Here is a 20,314-nt window from a genome sequence, read left to right on the forward strand (position 1 = left end):
CGCGAATCTGGAATAGTCTAAGCAGCCTTTATTTCATGCCGTTAAATGTGAGACAAATCAAAACACCTTCAAGATAATGATTCCGTGTCGTAAGATATGGAGGACAGCCTGGAGGTGTTTTTGAATTGGCAACTAACGAGGAGTTGGGTTACTGGTTACTAGTACTGTCGAACCCGTCTGTAAAAAAGCCAGGTGGCAGTGAAGGTTATTCCATCCCTGAAGAGCTTCATAGTGAGTTAAGAACCCTAATTTATCATTCATGAATCATTTATGTATAGGCATATTTAATTAATCGGGCGGCCTGTTCTGCTAACGGGCAGGTAAGCGCATCGAGACACGCAAGCTTCTGGAGCAACTTCAATCCAACGCCTCCCTGTCCCAATAGTTGGAGGACCATAGTGTGTTATGTGAGTCAGTCTTGGTTACAAAATCATGCTTTTATAAAAGAGATTCTGAATAATAAATCAGTATGGACAGTGAAAGATGAGCAGGGTTTTTCCGCTTCAACAAATCTGAACGGTGAAATATCAATGCCCTTCTGGCCAACGAAATCCTGGGGTGGGAATAGTGCAACTGGTTATGATTTAAAACCATGTTTGATTGCAGAGAGAATTAATTATAAAAGAGAAAATGGGTTGAAGTGTTGAACTCCCTCGAAATAATTCAGTTTCCTCACATGCGGGTAACGATAATGTAATAAAAACAAGAAGGCATCCGACTTCCAGCCGGCTGCCTTTGTTTCGCTAAAGGGCAGAATAATTAGAGATGATATACTTCAGTAAAAGAAATAGGAGAGTGGCTTAGAGACATCGTCTTGATAACTGAAGAAATTTTGCGGAAACAAGGGCAAGTAAAATGGTAGACAGTGTGAGAGGTATAAGTTTCGAGATTCCCAATGAGTATGGGAAATGGCTTATTAACATTTTGAAGCCTTTGGATTGTAAGAAGTATAACTGGTTAGAAAAAAAGGAAAAGCAAAATGAAAAGGAAAAAGGAAAAGGAACTCTAGCGGCGCAGGCGCGAATCCGTTAAAAGTTCCTTGAAGGGATTGATTGGAAGTTAATAGCGCCTTACCTTCTCGTACAGAAGCTTAAATTCTTCGATCGAGATCTCCTCAAGCGTGTCCGAACCCTCTCGAATAATCAACTTTCCGAATCTGCTCGATCGCGAATGAATCACGTCCCCGCCATCGTTCACAAGCTCTCCAGTCATCTTGTTTCTGTATATAGTCGATTCCGCCGACAAGTCGTAGCCATTCATAATATCGCCTCCTGCATATAAGCATAGCGCAGGGAGTCGCCCTATTATATAAACCAAAAGGGGGATTTTGTCGACAAAAAGGAGTCCATAGAGGCAGGACTTGTTTTCAACGCCAAGAGCGGCGCGTCAATGCGAAGACAACAACGCTGCTTTCTTCTTCTCAAGTTCTGCAACTTCTGCCTCGAGTGATGAAATCATCACCCTGCATTGAGCAATATCCTGAAGGGCCCAATTATATTCATTATAGCCTTCTTTGCTTGGGTCGGGAGCTCCTTCATCACCCAAAATACGCCCTAGAAGCTCGTTCGTTTTCGCTTCCAAACAATCAGAAGAAGGTCAAACGTTTTTTTTGGTTTAAAAACCGAAACTCATTGTGATCGGTGTCACAGCAATCTAAAACATGGTGCTAATGTGCTATGTAATGACTGTTTTTTATTTAGATAACTTTAGTTGAATGAGAACAGCGGCAGTCTAAGACTTTATTTTTCAGTCTTGGTCCGCCGCTGTTTGATTTTTTGTTCCAGTCTAATACTATTTTCTGAAGCTAACTATTTTTGACCTCATAAGCCCCGTTAAAATCAAGTTATTCAGTCTAAAACTTTATTTTCACTGGACATCAGGGATATTTTGGACATATAGGGGCTTGCTAACAAAAGCAGGCCGCGTTACGCCGAATGGGCCACGGAAGGCTGCTCTCCGTCGGTTTCGGGTTTCTTCTGCAGTCGTGCGCCGCCGATGGTCAAGGCGATAAGCGTGCCGGCGGCCATGACGATGAGTGACAGGATGAAGCCGTGACTTATGGCGTCGCCGATGCCGTGTCGCATAAAGGCAAGGAGATCGGCAGGCATTTGGGAAGAGCCACTAAGCACTGTTTCCGGATTGGTCAGGCTCGCCGCCTGTTCAGCGGGAATCTTGAATTTATCGATAGCCTCTCGCGAAGAGTCTTTCAGGCTCGCGTTGACGAGAACCGCCATGATGGAAGCGCCCATGACCCCGCCAATATTGCGCCAGAAGCCGACAACGGAGGAGGCGATGCCGATGTATGTTTGGTCGACGGACATCGCGACAGCGTTCTGAGCCAAGCTCATCAGAGGGCCAATGACGCCGAGTCCGAGCAAAATCATGATTCCGATCACCTGCCAGTACGGCATGTGGGGCGAAAGGTTCATGAGCAGCACGGAGGCGATGACGCCGAGCGCCATGTTGACGGTCATAATCGTTCGGAAGCGGAACCTTGCCGCGATGTAGCCGGCCAGGATGGCGCCGCTAATTAAGGAAGCCATCATCGGCGTCAGTACGCCGTTGGAATTTGTTTTGCCGAGCACGCTTGTCGCGTACAGAGGCAGGTATGTGATGGCCGAGAACATGATGAATCCTTGGCAGAAGCAGAGGAGGCTGGTGCCGAGAACAAGCCGGTTTTTGAAAATCTCGAGCGGCAGCAACGGTTCCTTGGCCTTCGATTCAACCATCAGGAACAGGTGCGCGCCGACCGCGCCAAGCGCGAAGAGGCTAATGATTTGCCACGACGCCCAAGAGTAGTTTTTGCCTCCCAGCTCCAGCGCGAGCAGGACGGAGATGGTCGTTACGACCAGCAGCAGTGCGCCGAGGTAGTCGATGCTCGGCTTGCGCTCGGCTTTCGATTCGCGAAGGGCGAAGAGGAGGACGGTCATGGACGCGAGGCCGATCGGCAGGTTGACATAGAAACACCAGCGCCAGCTGAAATGCTCCGAGATGAGCGTGCCGAGCTGTGGACCGGCGACGGACGACAAGCCAAACACAGCGCCCATGACGCCGGATAGCTTGGCGGCTTGTTTAGAGTCGCCGAACAAAGTAAAGATAATCGAAAAGGAAATCGGAAACACGGACCCGGAGCCGACGCCTTGGATGACTCGGAACCAAATCAATTGATCAATCGTTTGCGCCATGCCGCATAGGGCCGAGCCGATCAGGAACAGGGCAATGCCGATGAGGTAAAACTTTTTGCGCCCGAACAGGTCGGACAGCTTGCCGAAAATGAGCATCGTGCTTGTCGCCCCAAGCATATAGGCGGTGAATACCCACGAAATTTTATCGAAGCCGCCGATGTTGGCGATGACCTTGTTGACGCTGGCGGACACGATGGTGTTGTCGAGCGACGCCATCAGCAGGCCAAGCGCCATGGACAGAACGATCAGTCCCGTATGTCTGGATGCTTTGGATACGGACAATTCTCTCACTCCTTCGTTTGATGTTTGAATCGGGTCATTGTCTCTTGCGCGCTGCCGCGTCAGTGTTAGCTTTGCACCGTCAGCTTTCGCAGTGTTTCCTGCAGCGTTCGGGTTTTGGCCGCGTTCAACTCGGCACCGATGTCCAGGCAGAGCGTCTTCGCCGGCGGAAGGCCGGGGGGCAGCTGCTCCTGCATATGTCGAATCTTCTCGCCGTCCTCCTCCGACTTACGGATCTCGTCACGGACCCAATCGATCAGCGTGTCGCCGTCCAAGTACTCGCCGAAGAACATCCGAACGAGAAAATCCGGCGGAAGACGCGGGAGAATGTGAAATTCCGGGAATTCATGAATTGCTACTCATTTCTGAGAATAATAAATTGTTGGTCGTTGTCGCTAGGCGACCCGATCAGCAGCCAGTTTTTATTCGGAGACATTCCCAATTGCAAAAAAACATGGTGTAATTATGAAACATTGTTGACGGTACGAAGGGGACATACCCATCATGACGTTATTCAGTTTATAATAAAGTCGTGTACTTTATGGAATGTCTGTTGTTAACCTGTGATGGTGTTTGAACAATGTTCCACTGACAGCTAATATTTTACTATTCTAAGGACAACGATTGTTCTGGTAGGTATAGAGGGGTTTTTAATGATGAAAGAAAACTTTTGGCGCGATTTACCACGACCTTTTTTTGTACTAGCACCCATGGAAGATGTGACAGATGTTGTGTTTCGCCATGTGGTAAGTGAGGCAGGCAGACCGGATGTGTATTTTACGGAGTTTGCGAATACGGAGAGTTATTGTCACCCAGAGGGGAACAAAAGTGTACGTGGGCGCTTGACATTTACCCCAGATGAACAGCCCATAGTAGCACATATCTGGGGAGATAAACCGGAATTTTTCCGTGAAATGAGCATCGGCATGGCGAAAGAAGGCTTCAAAGGCATCGATATTAATATGGGTTGTCCAGTGGCCAATGTAGCAGAGAATGGGAAGGGCAGCGGTCTGATCTGCCGTCCTGAAATCGCAGCGGATATCATCCAAGCCGCCAAAGCCGGGGGACTGCCTGTCAGTGTAAAAACAAGGCTCGGTTTTAGTGACCTAGACGAATGGCGTGACTGGTTAACCCATATTTTGAAACAAGACATTGTTAATCTGTCCATTCATCTTCGGACAAGAGAGGAAATGAGCAAAGTACAAGCTCATTGGGAACTGATTCCGGAGATTAAGAAGCTTCGTGATGAGGTGGCGCCAGATACACTTCTGACCATTAATGGGGATATCCCTGACCGTCAGACCGGCCAGCAGCTTGCAGAGCAATATGGTGTCGACGGTATTATGATTGGTCGCGGTATTTTTCAAAATCCATATGCATTTGAGAAAGAGCCGAAGGAGCACAGCAGTGAAGAATTGCTTGATCTGCTGCGGCTCCATCTGGATCTGCATGATCAATACTCTGCAGAGGAACCAAGTTCGTTTAGTGCGCTTACCCGTTTCTTCAAAATCTATGTCCGTGGATTTCGAGGGGCAAGTGAACTCAGAACCAGCTTGATGAACGCCAAATCAAAAAGTGAAGTGCAGGCATTGCTGAATAAATTTGGAAGCAAGGAGCTTGATGGGGCTGAGGAACATGGGGATTAGATGGAGCCACTCTCCGACGCTGGCCGTCTGGTTTCAAAAGATTTCATTGGAGCACGGCTTCCATTGCGGCTTTTTATTTTTTGTATAGAAGTTCTTGTCGTGAGCTCAAGACAAGAACTTCTATACAAAGCGCTTGTTATTCGGGATCGATGTCCCAACCAGCCTCAAACATGTTTCTACAAGTAGGGGGTGAACAGTTTAGCGCACGGGGTCTAGCCCCACGGGCAGTGACGTTCTACCCCGGCTACCCGTACTAAACCTCTTAAAGAGAAAAGAGGTCAACCAGTAAAAACTGGCTGACCTCATAATACGAAAGGGCAGTTTAGTGTAATGCTTAAATAGCTGGAGTCAAAGCTATAGAATTTTGGGGATTAATTCTACGACAGACATATACGGGAAACTATAGCTTAACAACACGGATAATTCAATTTATAGTGATTTTTACCCGCAACAAATGTGATTTGTTTAGTAAACTGAGGTATGTATAATTTTCCCTGTTTTACTCAGCGAGATAATAAGGTGCGACTCACGAGAGCAACTTCCCAAAGAGGAATAGAAGGAGGTCAACAAAGTATGCAACGACCCCAAATATGGCACTATGGCCTTGTCGCGCAATCGTGGGCGAATGCTACGGAAGCTGTTCCGGAAGGGGCGTACTACAAGAAGCTGATCGAGACGTCCGGACAACCGGCGCTTGATCTGGGTTGCGGTAGTGGACGCTTATTGCTCAACTTTTTGCAGGCTGGTCTGGATGTGGATGGCTGCGACTACTCCGAGGATATGCTTGCAGTCTGCCAGGAGCGAGCAGCAAAGCAAGGCCTTTCACCCCGGCTCTATGCGCAGGCCATGCATGAGTTGGATCTGCCACAGCGCTATAGGACGATAATTGCCTGTGGAGTGATTGGTCTCGGCGGAGACCATCGTCTGACTATGCAGGCCATGGAGCGCTGCCATGAGCATCTACGTTCAGGCGGCACGTTCGCATTCAACTATGCGGTGCGATGGAACGATCCGCCCGCTTGGCTGGCGAGGTTGCCTGAGTACAGGCGGGCTGAACCCCAGGAATGGCCAGCATCAAGCGAGCGCCAGCGCCTGGCCGACGGCATGGAGCTGGAAATGGCTGCCCGGACACTTAAGACAGATCCCTTGGAGAACGTCGCCACCCGTCAGATGCGAGTTCGGCTGTGGCACGAAGAGAACCTCATCAAGGAAGAAGTTCACACGCAAATGGTGGAAGACTTTACGAAGAACGAGTTGGTGTTGATGCTTGAGCGCGCGGGCTTCAGCGACATCCAGATCTTTGGAGACTTTAGAGATGAACCAGCTACCGCAGACCACCATGATCTGGTCTTTATCTGCCGAAAGTAAAATCGCGTCCCAATTGTGATTCATAACGAGATATTAGAAAACAATATCTTCATTATAGAAGACCCTGACGGCAACCGATTAATGCAATACAAATGTAGTACTCTTGAACTATCGGGCATGTTAGTTGAACGAAACAAGGAGCAGTTTGCTGTCTCGGTAGCTGCTCCTTGTTTCATTAAGCTAAAGGGAAGATTAGTGGTGTAGCTTTTTTGAACCTAATTGCCTTAGAGGATTTCAAAGAGATGTATCTACATAGAACAGAAAAAGGACCGACCTTAAGTCGCCCCCTTTCTCTGATATTATTTTCACTTCATGGTGGCGGTAATTGAAATACAACACGTTCCAGTTTCCCGATGTTTTTATCAATACTCAACGTTTGAAACACATGCCCATAGTAGGGATACTTATCATAATGATAATAGCCATCATATCCGTTGGGGAACGAACTTATGCTCTTTGTCTGGTAGGATTGGTTTGCTAACGTATGTGCCCATCTGAAACGAGCATGCAAATCCTCGAATGGCGGATTTTCAACATCTGCTGGATCTATATAGTCTACATATGCAAACGAATTTCTTACTAAAACAACACCCCATCTACCTTTATTATCAGGACTTTCCGAACCTAAAAGGGTAGGAAATCCTCCCGCGTAGTTATGAGATGCCGCATAGTCTTGAACAGTTCGAAGTAACTGCCAAAAATCGTTGGGGTCAGCTACGTTTAAGTAGACTCGTTCATGAACAACCTGAGAAATGACATTGAAAGAAGGAAGTCTGAGTTTCGTGTCTTTTCCGAAAACTTTTACTTGGCTCCACTCTAACTTGCGTAAATCTTTTAAAAATACCGCTAATACATCGTATGTCGCATTTGTTGGGATACCGATGTGATACGTAGGAAAGCCTCCTACGTATCCCTGTCTTTGTGCTTCAGCATTCACGCTGCTCCATATTCGTGCATGGTCTATAGTGCGCGGCAAATTCACGCTCATTCCTCCATTCGGACTTCTACTCTACGCAACTTTTCAGAATGATTAAGGTGAAGTATTTAAAATCCATCAGGAATAACAAAAGGAACAAGATTACTTAACCTTGTGAAGTAAATTCATTAATGAACGTAAATTCAGGGGGAGTAAACCGCTGGTTTGTAACGAGATTTACAGACTCATCTATCCCGTATACCGTTACTACGGTATCGCCGATTTGAGAAGGTATCACTTCTTCGTATTGGAGTTCATATGCGGTATTACCACCGATGAAATAATGCAGGACTTGAGTAGATTTTGGTCCAAGATTAACAGAGTGAGAGTAAATATGATTAAAACTAGATAAATTAACCGAAGCGTAAACTTTTATGATGAATGTCGTTGAAAGAGTTGGATTATTGTTTAAGAGATTCACCACGATGAATGAAGCAGCCGCGCCGAATTCGCTTGTGTTTGTGACCCATCCTGTAGTAAATGGCATTCTTAACACTCCTATCATTTTCATCTATGAAGACGTACGTAGTATGCTTCTCTCCCATTTTTTCATTAGACATGATATATGTTATGAGAACAAGTTTTGTTTGTTACAGTATTTGGGATTTTGAGATCCTGAATTTTGGCAAGTGCTCATTCAACTAACGGTGCGATGCTCAATTGTAAAAAAGGGCTGCCAATTGAATGGCAGCCTGTTTCGCCCAAACTCTACATTGCCTACCATATTAACGAAAGGGATAACATAGTAAGTTGGCCCGAAATTGACAAGAACACTATCTCATTACCGACAGAACACAACAGACTGCTGGAATACCGGCAATCTTCCCTGAAAGCCCTGCCAAAGTCACCTATGGTCATTGTAATACGGATACTTGTCGTGCTAAGTTTCAAGTGTACATGGATACCCTTCATAACGAAAATCAAGCATGGAGAGACAATGCATGTAGCTATTTAGATTGTAGCGAAGGTACCGCAGTTTTTGTGTCAAAAGGTGACTATCCAATAATTAGGCAATCGAATGGTGATGTTACAAAAGAATATGCGTTGACTCCTGCCGGTATAATCGCCTGTAATTGTTTTGTAGCAGGAACAAAAGTCAAGACAGCTAGTGGAGAAAAGAAGATCGAGGACATTAAAGTCGGAGATAAGGTTCTTTCTAAGGATGAAAAGACCGGCGAGGTAGCGTATAAAGAGGTTACAGCCACATTTAACCATGAGACCGATGAAATCTATATGATAAAAGTAGGAGACCAGACTATTGAGTCTACTTTTAATCATCCGTTCTGGGTAGATGGTAAGGGCTGGACAGGTAGATGGTAAGGGCTGGTGTAAGAGGACAAGAACATATATGCATTAGAATCCGCGTTTTACGCGGTTTTTTTATTTTATGGATGCAATTTCTTGTCCTTTCCAAAAGACAAGAAGTTGTATTGTTTCCCAATAAAGGACACAATGAAGATACCTTCTCCGTAGTTGCTAAACTATATAGATTTAGGGTCATTTTAACAATACTATACATCGTTATGTCCCAAAATTCGGATTTCCTTACATATTTATAATGAAACGGATAACCATTCGAAATTCGACCATAAACAATCGGCTGGTGTAGGGTGACAAGAATATATATGTTTAAGAAGCCGCTAACTGCGGCTTTTTTCATTTTTACGATATATGTTCTTGTCAAAAGCCAGTGACAAGAACATATATCGTTAGCCGATTTAGGACAAGAACTTGCAATGATACCCGTAGTTGAAAATACTTCTCAATAAGATGAATTTTGAAGTGCGTAAGGGATATGATCCGAATTGCTCAGAATCAAAGTTCCACAGACTGGAATGTTCGTTCTTCCAGACAAGTATTGATTTATTGAAGTAACGGGAAGATTTCAACAAATTTTACAATTGGGATGAGATTCCTCTATTCGCGGTCGTGGAACTACACGCATTTATCCACGTTAATCCTTTTAACTGAATGAAATATTAAGAGCAACCTGTTGACAGTAAACTATCCTAGTGATAGGATAAATAAATCCTATCACTAGGATTTATTGATTTAGGATGAAATAATAATGATGTCCATTAAGGGGGAGTTTTATATTAGAATATAAGACGAGGTGATTTAAATGAATCAACAAAGAAATGAACTTGATTTAAAATTATTTCGGACATGGGCAAAAGCTTCAAAGTCCGTTTTCGAGAACGTCCGCAAGGATATTGAAGGTTATAACATCACACCGGAAAACTTCATGATTTTGGAATTGCTTTATAGCAAAGGTCCGCATCCCGTTCAAAAAATTAGCGATACGTTGTCCATTCCTAGCGGAAGCATAACGTATGTAGTCGATAAATTAGAGAAAAAAGGACTCGTGGAGAGGCAAGCAAGTGCTACAGATCGAAGGGGATTAAATGTCCTTTTGACCGAAGAGGGAACGTCTTTATTTAATGATATATTTCCAAGACATATTGCAATTATCTCTCAAAATTTGTCATTTATAAACGATGAAGAAAAAGAGCTGCTCACTGCATTGCTAAAAAAAATCGGATTAGGTGCAAAAAATTTATAAGGCAATCGCAGCTATCGGGATAGCTATCGTAATGTTGCTGTCTGCCATCTTAAAAGACACATACAAGGAGTTATGTAAAAATGAAATGGATTGGACGAATTATTCAGGGATTGTTGGTTGTCGGTTTTATGATGTTTGGCATTATGAAAATATCAGGAAATGCACAACAAGTTGAACTGTTTACGGAAGTATTTGGCTATGCGAAAGGTTTTATGTATTTTGTTGGAGCCTGTGAGGTATTGGGTGCACTCGGATTAGCAGTGGGGTTTAAACAGCCTAAATTCACTTTTCTTGCATCGTTAGGGCTCGTGTTAATGATGGCAGGCGCCGTGTTTTCCCATCTAAATGCAGGTCAAGGTATGTCAGATGCAGCAGCAGCAAGTATTCTTCTACTTTTAAGCTTATTTGTCTTGATTAGAAGTAGATTGACTATCAAATCAGTTAATTAACTGCTATTAATAAAACTATTGAAGATTGGAAAGGCGAAAACTACAGAGTGTAGAATATTCGCTTTTAATAAAAATCAGTAAACAAGGGAGAATTACTATGAATGGCCAAAAATTATTAAAACAGCTTGAAGTGATTCGAACAATAACGATTAAATCCATTGATAACATTACCGATGAGATGGCGGATGAAATGCCGACAGGGTATAAAAACACCATCCTTTGGCATCTCGGACATATTGCTGCTTTTACCGATCTTTTCTTGAATAATTTTGTGGGTTTGTCCCTTTATTTGTCTGAAGAGCATTTAGCCATGTTCAAATCCGGGTCAAAACCTTCTGATTGGCAAGCGCAACCTCCTAGTTTGGAGCAGTTGGCATCCTTGCTAAAAGGGCAAATGGAGCATATTAAATCGCAACTCGGAACCCGTAATCTTGAAGAAAAAGCAAACAAGCCATTGAGCATTTACGGCAATGAAATGGAATCTATCGCAGAGTTACTGAATTTTTGCCTTTATCATGAAGGGCTCCATCTTGGGCATATAAAATGTCGTACTACAAGTTCAATAAAACATGCATAAATGTAACTCGATGATTTACTATTGTAAGGTTCACTTTTAATAGAAAGGGCCATCCAACAAAGGATGGCCCTACTTGTGTCTTTTATCAATGCTGAATTACGTTCATGAGGAAAGTGGAATTTACAATAAATTCGGATATAAACTATGGAATTGGTTTGGATGACGGCATAAAGTTACTGGTACGATAGTTGAGGAGCTGGCAATGTGGCAGTTCCTTTTTAATTTTATAGGGATACGGTGTAACATAAAGCTTCTAATTTTTTAACCGATTGTCTTTGTCTTTGTAAAAGATAGATTATCCGCGGCTGCCCGGCTTTGTTGTTGATTCCCGATGATTAGTTTCGATGGGAAGAAACTTATTCCAAACTTAAAGTAATAGAACTGTTAGGTAACGGTATTTTTCTGAAGATCTAACTTGATTATTCAGAAGATTGGCTAGAAGGCTTTAATTAATGAATTTCATTCGTACAATATGATAATTGAGAAGGGAGTTGAGGATGTAATGGAAATCAATTGGCTAGCAAAAGTGGAAAAAAGGAAAGATGATCTCCCTCATTTTGGGCTAATACCAAAACATAATCCAATGCTTCGCCAATCTTTTCACCCATTGGATATTCGGGAGTACTTGCTTAGAGCAGGCTTGTGGCTAGGAGGGGGATAACGGGAAATCGGTCTGCTGCTCGCTGTCCATTTTCTCAACGTGCTCAATATGCGGAGTGGCCATTTTTGTGTGGCACCTAGCTGATATTGACAAGTTAATTTAGGAAAGCATAAGATAAAATGAACGGTCGATCATAAAGTGGGGGTGGTTTCGATTAGAAAAGGTGAAATAACAAAAAAACATATCATTGAACAATCCGCTATAGTGATGAATCAACATGGATTCCTGTCTACTTCGCTTTCTGATATCGTGGAAGCAACCGGAATGCAGAAGGGTGGTCTATATAACCACTTTAAAGATAAGGAAGAACTGGCATTACACGCATTTGATCAATGCTGTAATCTCATGGAACAATATATTGAGGATACAATTAAGTTGAAGACATCAGCGAAAGACCGAATACTTGGCTTTATTGAAGCTTATTTTACTTTCGGTGATAACCCAAAGATTCCAGGCGGGTGTCCGATTATGAATGCGACTGTTGAATCCGATGGGGAATCTGTAAAACTGCAGGAAAAGGCTCAAATGGCTATGCAAAAATTAATTGATTTTCTAATTGACGTAATTACTAACGGAATAATTAACAATGAAATTCATTCCGAGATAGACCCACAAAAAACGGCTACGATTATTATGGCTACTGTTGAAGGTGGTATTTTATTAAATAAGTTGTTTATAGATCGGTCTTATATTACAACTGTTAAAATTCATTTGTTTGATTACGTGAATAATAAGATTTGTTTATAAATGGACTTGAACTCCATCCGTTTCAGTGTAAAGGATCCCCTTTGTATGGATTCAATGAAAATAGAATAGAGTCAAATTTCCAAAAAACGGTACCCAATTCGGTACCATTTTTTTATATTCTTCCGAGCTTGAGAAGTATTCGATGTGTTGCTTCAGCCATTTGAAGCAGGTCTGTATAGCCCAACGTGTTGCGGTACATGACACCCATTTCATTCGCATAAAGATCAAATCGACGGTTAACAATAAAAAGTAGGTTTTCTTATGAATCATGTCTCAACGTTCGCTGTTGACAAATGAATAATTAAAAGTATAATAAAAATGAACGGTCGGTTTTTTTTGATAGATTCAAAAAATAGAAGAGGAGATTGGTTAAAATATGAACGATTTGTTAGAATTGGCATTGAAAGCACATGGCGGTCTGGAACGATGGAATAAATTCACAAAAGTCAACGCCCGTGTGGCTGGCGGTGGCGCTCTCTGGCACCTCAAAGGCAACCCTGGTCTTTTAGATGATTATAAATTAGAAATTAACACGCGCGAGCAACATGTAATATTCGATCGTTTCTCCACAGTGGATAAGCGCAGCATATTTACCCCGGATCGAGTCGTCGTCGAGAGCATAGCCAGCGGCGAAGCACTGCTGTCCCGCGACAACCCGAGAGCGGCATTTGCCGGTCATGTGCTGGAAACGCCGTGGGATGATCTTCATGTGGCGTATTTCGCTAGCTACGCGATGTGGCTATATCTGACTCAGCCCTTTTTGTATACGTATCCCGGCTTTGTAACTGAGGAAATTTCCCCATGGAAGGAAAACGGCGAGACATGGCGCCGACTCAAAGTCATATTCCCTGACACAATCGCGAGTCATAGCCGAGAACAAATTTCTTTTTTCGGTGAAGACGGTTTGCTACGTCGCCATGACTACAACACCGATGTTTTAGGGGGGGCACCTGCCGCAAATTACGCATTTGATTACCAGGAAGTGAACGGCATCATCGTGCCGACCAAACGTCGGGTATACCCTGTACAAGAAGATGGGCAAAAAGTTCCGGAGCCTCTACTCGTAAGCATCGACATGAGCGAAATTTCGATTGCTTAATTAAAGAAAGGATTAAAGGATCAGACACTTCAAAAGAAAGACATTTTGAAAAACGCCTGTTCTCGGAAAGCTCTGCAAAACGAATACAGTTTCCATAATATACACGCCCCAGTACCGAAGTCGGTATTGGGGCGTGTTTTTGAAGTGCTCTCTGGACAAACTTTTCTCATGTTCAGACGAATCTGCATATAAGTACTTACCGTTAGCAGCGCGAACACCTTAATTTATTGAGAATTAATCGAGATCGGGAATGGGATAATAATCTTGTCATTTATTGGATCAAGTTATTGACTTCCGACACTAGTAATACCGTAATAATTTAATCTATTGAGCCCTAAATGGATTGGAGTAAACCCCTGGGCAAGAGCTTCTATACTGAAGTAACTCATCAACGCCGTTACGGAAGAACCAGAACTGATGGGCATCACTTTTGTTCAACTAACGGGACCAAACCTGATGAAGATCCCAGCACGATTGGCGGGTTTACTACGTTAACGGGAGTTTAGTATGTGGTAGCAATAAGAATTGATCTTACAAAGGTAGAGAAGGACAGACCGAGATAACGAAGAGAGGCCCTTAAATATTAGATGTCGGAAGTCAAAAACATTGTCCCATTAAAAGTCGCGTAAACCGCGGTTTTTTCATTTATGGGATCAAGTTCTTGTCATTGGCTGGTGTCAAGAACTTGATCCCATTTCCGGTTTGAGTCAAGAACATTTTCTCATTCCCGACTGTGCAGGGATGTCCAAGGGCATATGGAGACATAACATTGTGTAATGGTATAACCGAGGAAACGATGGAAGCATGTCGGGGAATAGAGTAGCGCATCTCGTTTAACTGATGAGATAAACGTCGTACTTTTCGAACAATTTCCATACTTGCTCAGCCATATAGCTAGGGGGATGCGGCATCCGATTCACGATCCACCATTCAACCATGCCGTAGAAAGCGGAAGATATGAATTGAACGGTTAATTCCATATCGATATCCCGGACGGAGGAACGACCTTTCAGCTTTCCCCTTAGATTGACTTCCATGATCCGCAGCATCCGTTCGCGAAAAAGAGTAGCTCGGTTGTTGGCCATCATGGAAGAGAAGAACAGGAAGTTCTCCTCGAGATAGAAGAAGATCGGAAGCAAGGAGCCGATAAGATCGATCGGTTCGCCGTCCGAGCGGTCGCGTTTGCAGTTCGTAAACATGTCGGCCAAATGACCCTCGATGCTCTTATCCAACAGATCGTATTTGTCCAAATAATGCAGATAAATCGTTCCCCGATTCACGTTTGCCCGGTCGGCGATTTCGTTGATCGTGATTTGTTCGAACGGTTTCGCTGAGAAGAGCTCGAGAAACGCCGTGTTGATCGCTTCTTTCGTTTTCAACACGCGCCTGTCCGTTTTCGTTTCGTTTCCCATCTTGGGGAAGCCTCCTTCGGATAATGAACACTTTACGGTCGATCGTCGTTTATGAAACAAACCGTCGACGATTAACGATTGAGCCGATATCGAAAACCTCTATAATAATAATCAACAACAGTAAATTAATCAACATCTGTTGGATAATAAAATGTTTAAAGCGTTGTAACCAAAAGGAGGAGAACTCATGAAATACACCGTAATTACTGGAGCCAGTTCCGGCATTGGATATGAAACCGCGCTCGCCTTCGCTGCGCGTGGCAAGAACTTGATCCTTACTGCTCGCAGGAAAGAGAATTTGGATGAGCTTCGCTCTCGCATTCAGCAATTACATGCCGACGTTGACGTCGTCATTCATGCCACAGACATCTCGATAGCCGCAAATGCCTTCTCACTATACGAAAGTTTGAAATCATATGAAATTGAAACGTGGATCAATAATGCGGGGTTAGGAAATGGTTCTTCCGTCGGAGACCAAAATTTGGACAAAATCCAGAAAATGCTGCATCTAAACATCGAAGCCCTCACGATTCTAAGCTCCCTATATGTCCGTGACTATGCCAATGTGGAAGGAGCGCAACTGATCAATATTTCCTCGTCTGGCGGGTATTTAATCATTGGCGATGCAGTCACATACTGCGCAAGCAAATTTTATGTCAGTGCATTTACCGAGGGGTTGGCACAAGAACTTAGGGGAAAGGACGCGCAAATGAAGGTAAAAGTTCTCGCCCCGGCCACAACCGAGACAGAATTTGCGAAGCGTTTTTACGACCTTGAACAATTCGAGTACTCGGGTGTTTTTCCGAAGTTTCATACCGCTGCACAGGTGGCCGAGCTGCTCTTGAAACTATATGATGGCGACAAGGTAGTAGGAATGGTCGACGGGTACACGTATCAGTTTGAACTGAGAGACCCCATCTTCCCTTATTTAAGTTTTTAGAGAGAACGATGCTCGATAGTTCCGTTCAGTAACATGAGCAAATTGTTGTTGAAGATGGTGTGGCCTGAATCAATAATTAAGCCTCGACCAAGAATGCAGATGAAAAGGAGTGTGTCCACATGCTTGACCATATTTACCTACCTGTGACCGACCTTGCGCGGTCTAAGGAGTTCTATACTCGTACCTTGGGCGACCTCGGCTGGCGAGTCATAGGCGTCTATGACTCGACGCTAGCGCCTGAAGGCGTTCCCGACCTGTTTGGATTCAGGGGCCCGAACGGTTCCAGCATCTGGCTGCAGGTAATTGAGAGTGTAAACCAGAAGTTCTATGTCGGTATCTCAGCTCCTAGCCGGGCTGATGTGGACTCGGCCTACGCCATCGCGATCGACTGCGGGGCAACCAATGTCGGTGGCCCTGCAATCCGCCACTACTTCTACGATAAATACTACGCTGCGAACGTGCTTGACCCCGATGGGCACACCCTCGAGCTGGTTAACAAAGGCTAGGTCTAGCAGCGCACATAAAGCGAAGGCACTAGCAGCAGATTATGGAATTAACTATAAAACAAATCCGGATTGGGAAGGTTTTTACGATTTTGAAGATCCTGAAGTCATTGGTGATAGGGTTTTGTCCAGTTGATGGGCAAGCCCTTTTTTGTTCCTATTGGCATATTTATCACGGTGATCAACATCATAAGTGTCATCCAACAATAATGATCGGAGAGGCGATAGGAAAACAATCTTATGTTTTGGTTTATGGTAATCAGCATCAAGAATGTTATACATCATGGAACAATGTCCCGATATTTATGTCATTTATGTCTGCACATTTCTGTTCGTTAGACACGATGCCAATTGTCGGGTGACAAGAACTTATATGCTTAAGAAGCCGCTAACTGCGGCTTTTTTCATTTTAACGATATATGTTCTTGTCAAAAGCCAGTGACAAGAACATATATCGTTACCCGACTTAGGACAAGAACATGCATTGTTACCCACGGTTAAAAACAATTGTCAAAGAGATGGACTTTTGAAGTGCGTAAGGAAATAAACCGAATAGTCTCAGATGCTGACATGAAAAAAATAATCGGCTGCCGTTTGTCATTAAAGTAACGGGCAGGATAATTCCATAAGCTAACGAATAACCTCTAAATGAGTCGCTATAATGGAGGTGGTAGTTCGGTATTGGACAAGAATGAACTGTTAACTTATTTACGAAACCGATTATCATTTCTGAAAAAGAAAAAACTCATTTTTTTATTTGCGCCTATTCGTCATCAAAATCAGGGTAAAATAGAAGAGCTTGAGGATATTATTAATCGAATCGAAACTAACAATTTCGATCCGAATAATGATTTAATCTATGTTTAGTGTTAAACAAACGGGGAAATAGCTGAATAAACAACCAAGTCCAGGCTGCCGGTATGTGAACAGCACCCCGTCAAGTAGATTGGTACCTCCAGAGCCATGGAATAAAACAAGTGTAGGTGCTATTGGATCAGTACCTTTTTGAAAAATATGCTTCATGAATTACACTTCTGCCAGTTCACGAACTTGAATTCGCGGCAACAGCTTCTCAAGCTCAGTTCGGTTGATTCAATCTGTGCCGGAAGCTTCAAATTTTCCTTAACTCATCAAATTTTTTTGAAAGGTATTTCCTCCTAACTATAGGTAATAATTAAACGAGTAAAAACTTAGAAGCTGGAGGTTACAGAATGACTAATAATGTGAATCTTGCTGTGGTTTATTACAGTTCCACAGGAACCAATTATCAATTAGCTCAGTGGGCAGCAGAAGGCGGGAGTGAAGCGGGAGCTGAGGTTAAATTATTAAAGGTTCCTGAACTTGCACCACAATCTGTTATTGCCGGAAATCCCGTTTGGAATGCTCATTTCGAAGAAACCAAAAACGTTTCTGAAGTTACGCTGGATGACATTGTCTGGGCAGATGCACTTATATTCAGCACACCGACTCGATTTGGCAATATGGCGGCTCAAATGAAGCAGTTTCTGGACACGACTGGCGGGATTTGGTTTAAAGGACAAACTGTCAATAAAGTCGTAAGCGCGATGACTTCGGCTCAGAACGCTCATGGTGGACAAGAAGCTACAATTTTATCCCTCTATACGATGATGTACCATTGGGGGGCAATCGTTGCAGCACCGGGCTATACGGACAGTTCGATTTTCGCTGCGGGTGGCAATCCGTACGGAACTAGCGTATCGGTTGATCAAGATGGAAAAATCAAAGAAGATGTTCGCGGAGCTATTCTGCATCAAGCAAAGCGTACGGTAACCGTAGCACAGTGGGTCAAAAACGGTAATCAAGGATAAATATCGATATAGAAAATCCTCGCTTCTTTAGTGGCGGGGATTTTCTATAATTATTTAAGGGGAATGATTTGATTAAAAATGCCTAAAATTTTTGTTTCGGATAAAATCATTGATGCAGAAAAAGGTATAAAACTGGTATTAGCTCTTGAAGATCATGGTGTTGATATTTTACATATGTGTGGTGGCAATGCCCAGTGTGGAACATGCAGAATCGAAGTGATAGACGGAAACTTGGAACCGATAAGTGTCGGTTGACAAGAACATTGTCCGAATGAAGTCCGCATAAAACGCGGGCTTTTTTAGTTATCGGATCAAGTTCTTGTCATTTTGCGATGACAAGAACTTAATCCGATTCCCGATTGATGACAAGAACATTGTCCGATTCCCAACAAGCAGCCGGCTGACCTGTAATCTGTTGAGCTATTCCAGCTAATAGCTTGTCAATATTTAAATATTAATAATAGGTTTATGAAGTAGTATACTTAAAAAAGTGCATGGCAAAGAACCGTCCCCTATGGCACGGAAAGGTCTTCCATATATTTCTATGTGATGCTACTTACTCTAAACGGAAAGCTACTTTAGTAGTCAAGATGGCAAAAATCCAGTGGATAGCTGGACGGGTATTGTATTTGATACTGTTGTTACAGGTGGCTTAGGACTCGGTAAGGCGGCAGTGTCTAAAACCATAACAAAACTATTTGGAAGGACTGTTGCAGAAGAGGCAGCAACCAGTGCTGCGAAAGGGATGATTTTTTACGGTGGCAAAGCTGGAGAAGCATATTTAGCTAATTTAGTCGGAGCTACTGCAAAGAATCAATTGCAGCAAGGCTTCTCTACAAGTATGGGAAGACGGGTAGTAGACGTTCTTGTAGATGGAGTTGCATATGAATCTAAAGTTGGATACTTAAAATATTCACAAGCTGCTGTAAAGCAAATTCAAAAAGATGCTGAGTTAATATCTAAAGGACGGATTGATGAAGCTGTTTGGCACTTTTTTGAAAGTGGTTATACTGGGGCTGGGGCAGATCAACGACTTCTTGATTTGTTAACTCAGAATGGAATAAAATACATCATCCACAAATAGCAGGAGGTTGTTACAAATGGGTTACCACTATCCGATGATGGATCCCCCAATGGGAGTTGTCCCCTATTCGGAAATGACCAAAAAGCAAGCTCAAGAACACTTCAATTGGTATGTGCAAGAAATCCCTGCAAGAATCAATATATTAATGGGAGCGATTGAAGCGTCTGGCGTTCAAAACATGGAACAATTCGATCTGACGCCAGAATCGCTGAACCTGCTTTGGGCATGGTTGAAGGAACGAATAAACTCCGTACCTAAATCTCAGGAAAAGATGAACGAACTGAGAAACACGTTACCCAGTTGGATACTTGAAGATGTAAGTGATTGGGAGTTGGATACGGGTACCTTAATCTTGGCAGTTGATGTATCGGTTTATTTTGCTGAAGTTTTTCTCAGGCAATATCCGCAACTCAAATGGGGCTTGAAAAGCAAACCTAAATCGGATGTTGATGTGAACAAGCCTGTAGTTATTGGATTTAAAGGTGGGGCATTACATCCTCCAACCGTTGTTGTTAATTTATGTCGTTCATATGTGAAGGGAAAACAAGATAAAGATTTGACTTCACTGTTTGAAGTTTGGAGAAAGTTTATTTGACAAGTTGGTCTGGAACTAATTCTGCCACATGCGAGTGTAACAACTCCATGTGGCTTTTTATTCTTCAACTTCTATCTCAATTGGAGTCAGCTTGTTTCATGAGGTCCACGTAGTATACTATACAAAATGATTTATATTTTAGAATTTCTAAGATAAGATCACAAAGAGTTAACATCCAAAATTCGACATATTAGGAGGTGTTGAATGACTACGAATAAGGTAGCTATGACAATCTTGGGATCGCCATCTTAATGGAAGTCGGCTGTGTATGACACTATATAAAATAAAAAATGTCGGGTGACAAGAACATTATCTCATTAAAGGCCGCGAAAATCGCGGCTTTTTTATTTATGGGATCAAGTTCTTGTCAAAACCAAATGACAAGAACTTGATCCCATTAC

Annotated in this window: 22 protein-coding genes; 16 read left to right on the forward strand and 6 right to left on the reverse strand. The window is 43.1% G+C overall.

The window, feature by feature from the left end; genetic code table 11:
- Nucleotides 1-398: 398 nt before the first annotated feature.
- Together AC50Y3_RS29805 and AC50Y3_RS29810 are read left to right on the forward strand one after the other, a co-directional pair.
- Nucleotides 399-647 (forward strand): DUF2750 domain-containing protein, encoded by a 249-nt coding sequence (locus tag AC50Y3_RS29805; RefSeq protein ID WP_494822283.1) that lies wholly within the window; start codon nucleotides 399-401, stop codon nucleotides 645-647.
- 208 nt (nucleotides 648-855) lie between these two features.
- Complete coding sequence (locus AC50Y3_RS29810; protein ID WP_494822284.1) at nucleotides 856-1,032, forward strand: DUF2691 family protein; 177 nt, start codon at nucleotides 856-858, stop codon at nucleotides 1,030-1,032.
- A gap of 27 nt (nucleotides 1,033-1,059) precedes the next feature.
- Here the strand turns inward: AC50Y3_RS29810 and AC50Y3_RS29815 are convergent, their stop codons facing one another.
- The 3 genes from AC50Y3_RS29815 to AC50Y3_RS29825 all read right to left on the reverse strand — a co-directional run bounded on the left by AC50Y3_RS29815 (nucleotide 1,060) and on the right by AC50Y3_RS29825 (nucleotide 3,757).
- Nucleotides 1,060-1,260, reverse strand: a complete 201-nt coding sequence (locus tag AC50Y3_RS29815) for a hypothetical protein (RefSeq protein WP_494822285.1) — start codon at nucleotides 1,258-1,260, stop codon at nucleotides 1,060-1,062.
- 665 nt (nucleotides 1,261-1,925) lie between these two features.
- Nucleotides 1,926-3,476, reverse strand: a complete 1,551-nt coding sequence (locus AC50Y3_RS29820; RefSeq protein ID WP_494822286.1) for a DHA2 family efflux MFS transporter permease subunit — start codon at nucleotides 3,474-3,476, stop codon at nucleotides 1,926-1,928.
- A gap of 56 nt (nucleotides 3,477-3,532) precedes the next feature.
- Nucleotides 3,533-3,757 carry a hypothetical protein gene (locus tag AC50Y3_RS29825; RefSeq protein ID WP_494822287.1) on the reverse strand — a complete coding sequence of 75 codons (225 nt, stop codon included), beginning with the start codon at nucleotides 3,755-3,757 and terminating at the stop codon, nucleotides 3,533-3,535.
- 363 nt (nucleotides 3,758-4,120) lie between these two features.
- Between AC50Y3_RS29825 and AC50Y3_RS29830 the strand changes: the two genes are divergently transcribed.
- Together AC50Y3_RS29830 and AC50Y3_RS29835 are read left to right on the forward strand one after the other, a co-directional pair.
- A complete protein-coding gene (locus tag AC50Y3_RS29830; protein ID WP_494822305.1) occupies nucleotides 4,121-5,110 on the forward strand; it encodes a tRNA dihydrouridine synthase in 990 nt (329 codons plus the stop codon).
- Between the two features lie 573 nt (nucleotides 5,111-5,683).
- Nucleotides 5,684-6,478 (forward strand): class I SAM-dependent DNA methyltransferase, encoded by a 795-nt coding sequence (locus AC50Y3_RS29835; RefSeq protein WP_494822288.1) that lies wholly within the window; start codon nucleotides 5,684-5,686, stop codon nucleotides 6,476-6,478.
- A gap of 310 nt (nucleotides 6,479-6,788) precedes the next feature.
- Here the strand turns inward: AC50Y3_RS29835 and AC50Y3_RS29840 are convergent, their stop codons facing one another.
- Both AC50Y3_RS29840 and AC50Y3_RS29845 read right to left on the reverse strand, forming a co-directional pair.
- A complete protein-coding gene (locus AC50Y3_RS29840; RefSeq protein ID WP_494822289.1) occupies nucleotides 6,789-7,460 on the reverse strand; it encodes a hypothetical protein in 672 nt (223 codons plus the stop codon).
- A 100-nt stretch (nucleotides 7,461-7,560) separates the two neighbouring features.
- Nucleotides 7,561-7,941: a hypothetical protein gene (locus AC50Y3_RS29845; RefSeq protein WP_494822290.1), complete on the reverse strand. Its 381-nt coding sequence runs from the start codon at nucleotides 7,939-7,941 to the stop codon at nucleotides 7,561-7,563.
- A 410-nt stretch (nucleotides 7,942-8,351) separates the two neighbouring features.
- Here AC50Y3_RS29845 and AC50Y3_RS29850 point away from each other — a divergent pair, with 410 nt between their 5' ends.
- From AC50Y3_RS29850 to AC50Y3_RS29875, 6 genes are all read left to right on the forward strand, one after another.
- A complete protein-coding gene (locus tag AC50Y3_RS29850) occupies nucleotides 8,352-8,774 on the forward strand; it encodes a polymorphic toxin-type HINT domain-containing protein (protein ID WP_494822291.1) in 423 nt (140 codons plus the stop codon).
- Between the two features lie 802 nt (nucleotides 8,775-9,576).
- Complete coding sequence (locus AC50Y3_RS29855) at nucleotides 9,577-10,017, forward strand: MarR family winged helix-turn-helix transcriptional regulator (protein WP_494822292.1); 441 nt, start codon at nucleotides 9,577-9,579, stop codon at nucleotides 10,015-10,017.
- An 80-nt stretch (nucleotides 10,018-10,097) separates the two neighbouring features.
- Nucleotides 10,098-10,466 (forward strand): DoxX family protein, encoded by a 369-nt coding sequence (locus AC50Y3_RS29860; protein ID WP_494822293.1) that lies wholly within the window; start codon nucleotides 10,098-10,100, stop codon nucleotides 10,464-10,466.
- A 97-nt stretch (nucleotides 10,467-10,563) separates the two neighbouring features.
- A complete protein-coding gene (locus AC50Y3_RS29865; RefSeq protein WP_494822294.1) occupies nucleotides 10,564-11,043 on the forward strand; it encodes a DinB family protein in 480 nt (159 codons plus the stop codon).
- A gap of 799 nt (nucleotides 11,044-11,842) precedes the next feature.
- A complete protein-coding gene (locus tag AC50Y3_RS29870; protein ID WP_494822295.1) occupies nucleotides 11,843-12,451 on the forward strand; it encodes a TetR/AcrR family transcriptional regulator in 609 nt (202 codons plus the stop codon).
- Nucleotides 12,452-12,827: 376 nt separating this feature from the next.
- Nucleotides 12,828-13,550: a hypothetical protein gene (locus tag AC50Y3_RS29875; RefSeq protein WP_494822296.1), complete on the forward strand. Its 723-nt coding sequence runs from the start codon at nucleotides 12,828-12,830 to the stop codon at nucleotides 13,548-13,550.
- An 833-nt stretch (nucleotides 13,551-14,383) separates the two neighbouring features.
- Here the strand turns inward: AC50Y3_RS29875 and AC50Y3_RS29880 are convergent.
- On the reverse strand, nucleotides 14,384-14,962 hold the full coding sequence (locus AC50Y3_RS29880) for a TetR/AcrR family transcriptional regulator (protein ID WP_494822297.1): 579 nt from the start codon (nucleotides 14,960-14,962) through the stop codon (nucleotides 14,384-14,386).
- Nucleotides 14,963-15,149: 187 nt separating this feature from the next.
- On the opposite strand from AC50Y3_RS29880, the gene AC50Y3_RS29885 reads away from it, so the two are divergent.
- From AC50Y3_RS29885 to AC50Y3_RS29910, 6 genes are all read left to right on the forward strand, one after another.
- Nucleotides 15,150-15,902 (forward strand): SDR family NAD(P)-dependent oxidoreductase, encoded by a 753-nt coding sequence (locus AC50Y3_RS29885; RefSeq protein ID WP_494822298.1) that lies wholly within the window; start codon nucleotides 15,150-15,152, stop codon nucleotides 15,900-15,902.
- 119 nt (nucleotides 15,903-16,021) lie between these two features.
- Nucleotides 16,022-16,408: a VOC family protein gene (locus AC50Y3_RS29890; RefSeq protein WP_494822299.1), complete on the forward strand. Its 387-nt coding sequence runs from the start codon at nucleotides 16,022-16,024 to the stop codon at nucleotides 16,406-16,408.
- Between the two features lie 1,208 nt (nucleotides 16,409-17,616).
- Nucleotides 17,617-18,234: an NAD(P)H:quinone oxidoreductase gene (gene wrbA / locus AC50Y3_RS29895; protein WP_494822300.1), complete on the forward strand. Its 618-nt coding sequence runs from the start codon at nucleotides 17,617-17,619 to the stop codon at nucleotides 18,232-18,234.
- A 78-nt stretch (nucleotides 18,235-18,312) separates the two neighbouring features.
- Nucleotides 18,313-18,489, forward strand: a complete 177-nt coding sequence (locus AC50Y3_RS29900; protein WP_494822301.1) for a 2Fe-2S iron-sulfur cluster-binding protein — start codon at nucleotides 18,313-18,315, stop codon at nucleotides 18,487-18,489.
- A gap of 349 nt (nucleotides 18,490-18,838) precedes the next feature.
- Nucleotides 18,839-19,318, forward strand: coding sequence for a hypothetical protein (locus AC50Y3_RS29905; protein WP_494822302.1), 480 nt, complete (start codon nucleotides 18,839-18,841; stop codon nucleotides 19,316-19,318).
- Nucleotides 19,319-19,334: 16 nt separating this feature from the next.
- Nucleotides 19,335-19,913 carry a hypothetical protein gene (locus tag AC50Y3_RS29910; RefSeq protein ID WP_494822303.1) on the forward strand — a complete coding sequence of 193 codons (579 nt, stop codon included), beginning with the start codon at nucleotides 19,335-19,337 and terminating at the stop codon, nucleotides 19,911-19,913.
- Nucleotides 19,914-20,314: the final 401 nt, after the last annotated feature.

It is taken from the genome of Paenibacillus sp. J22R98 (assembly GCF_059383835.1).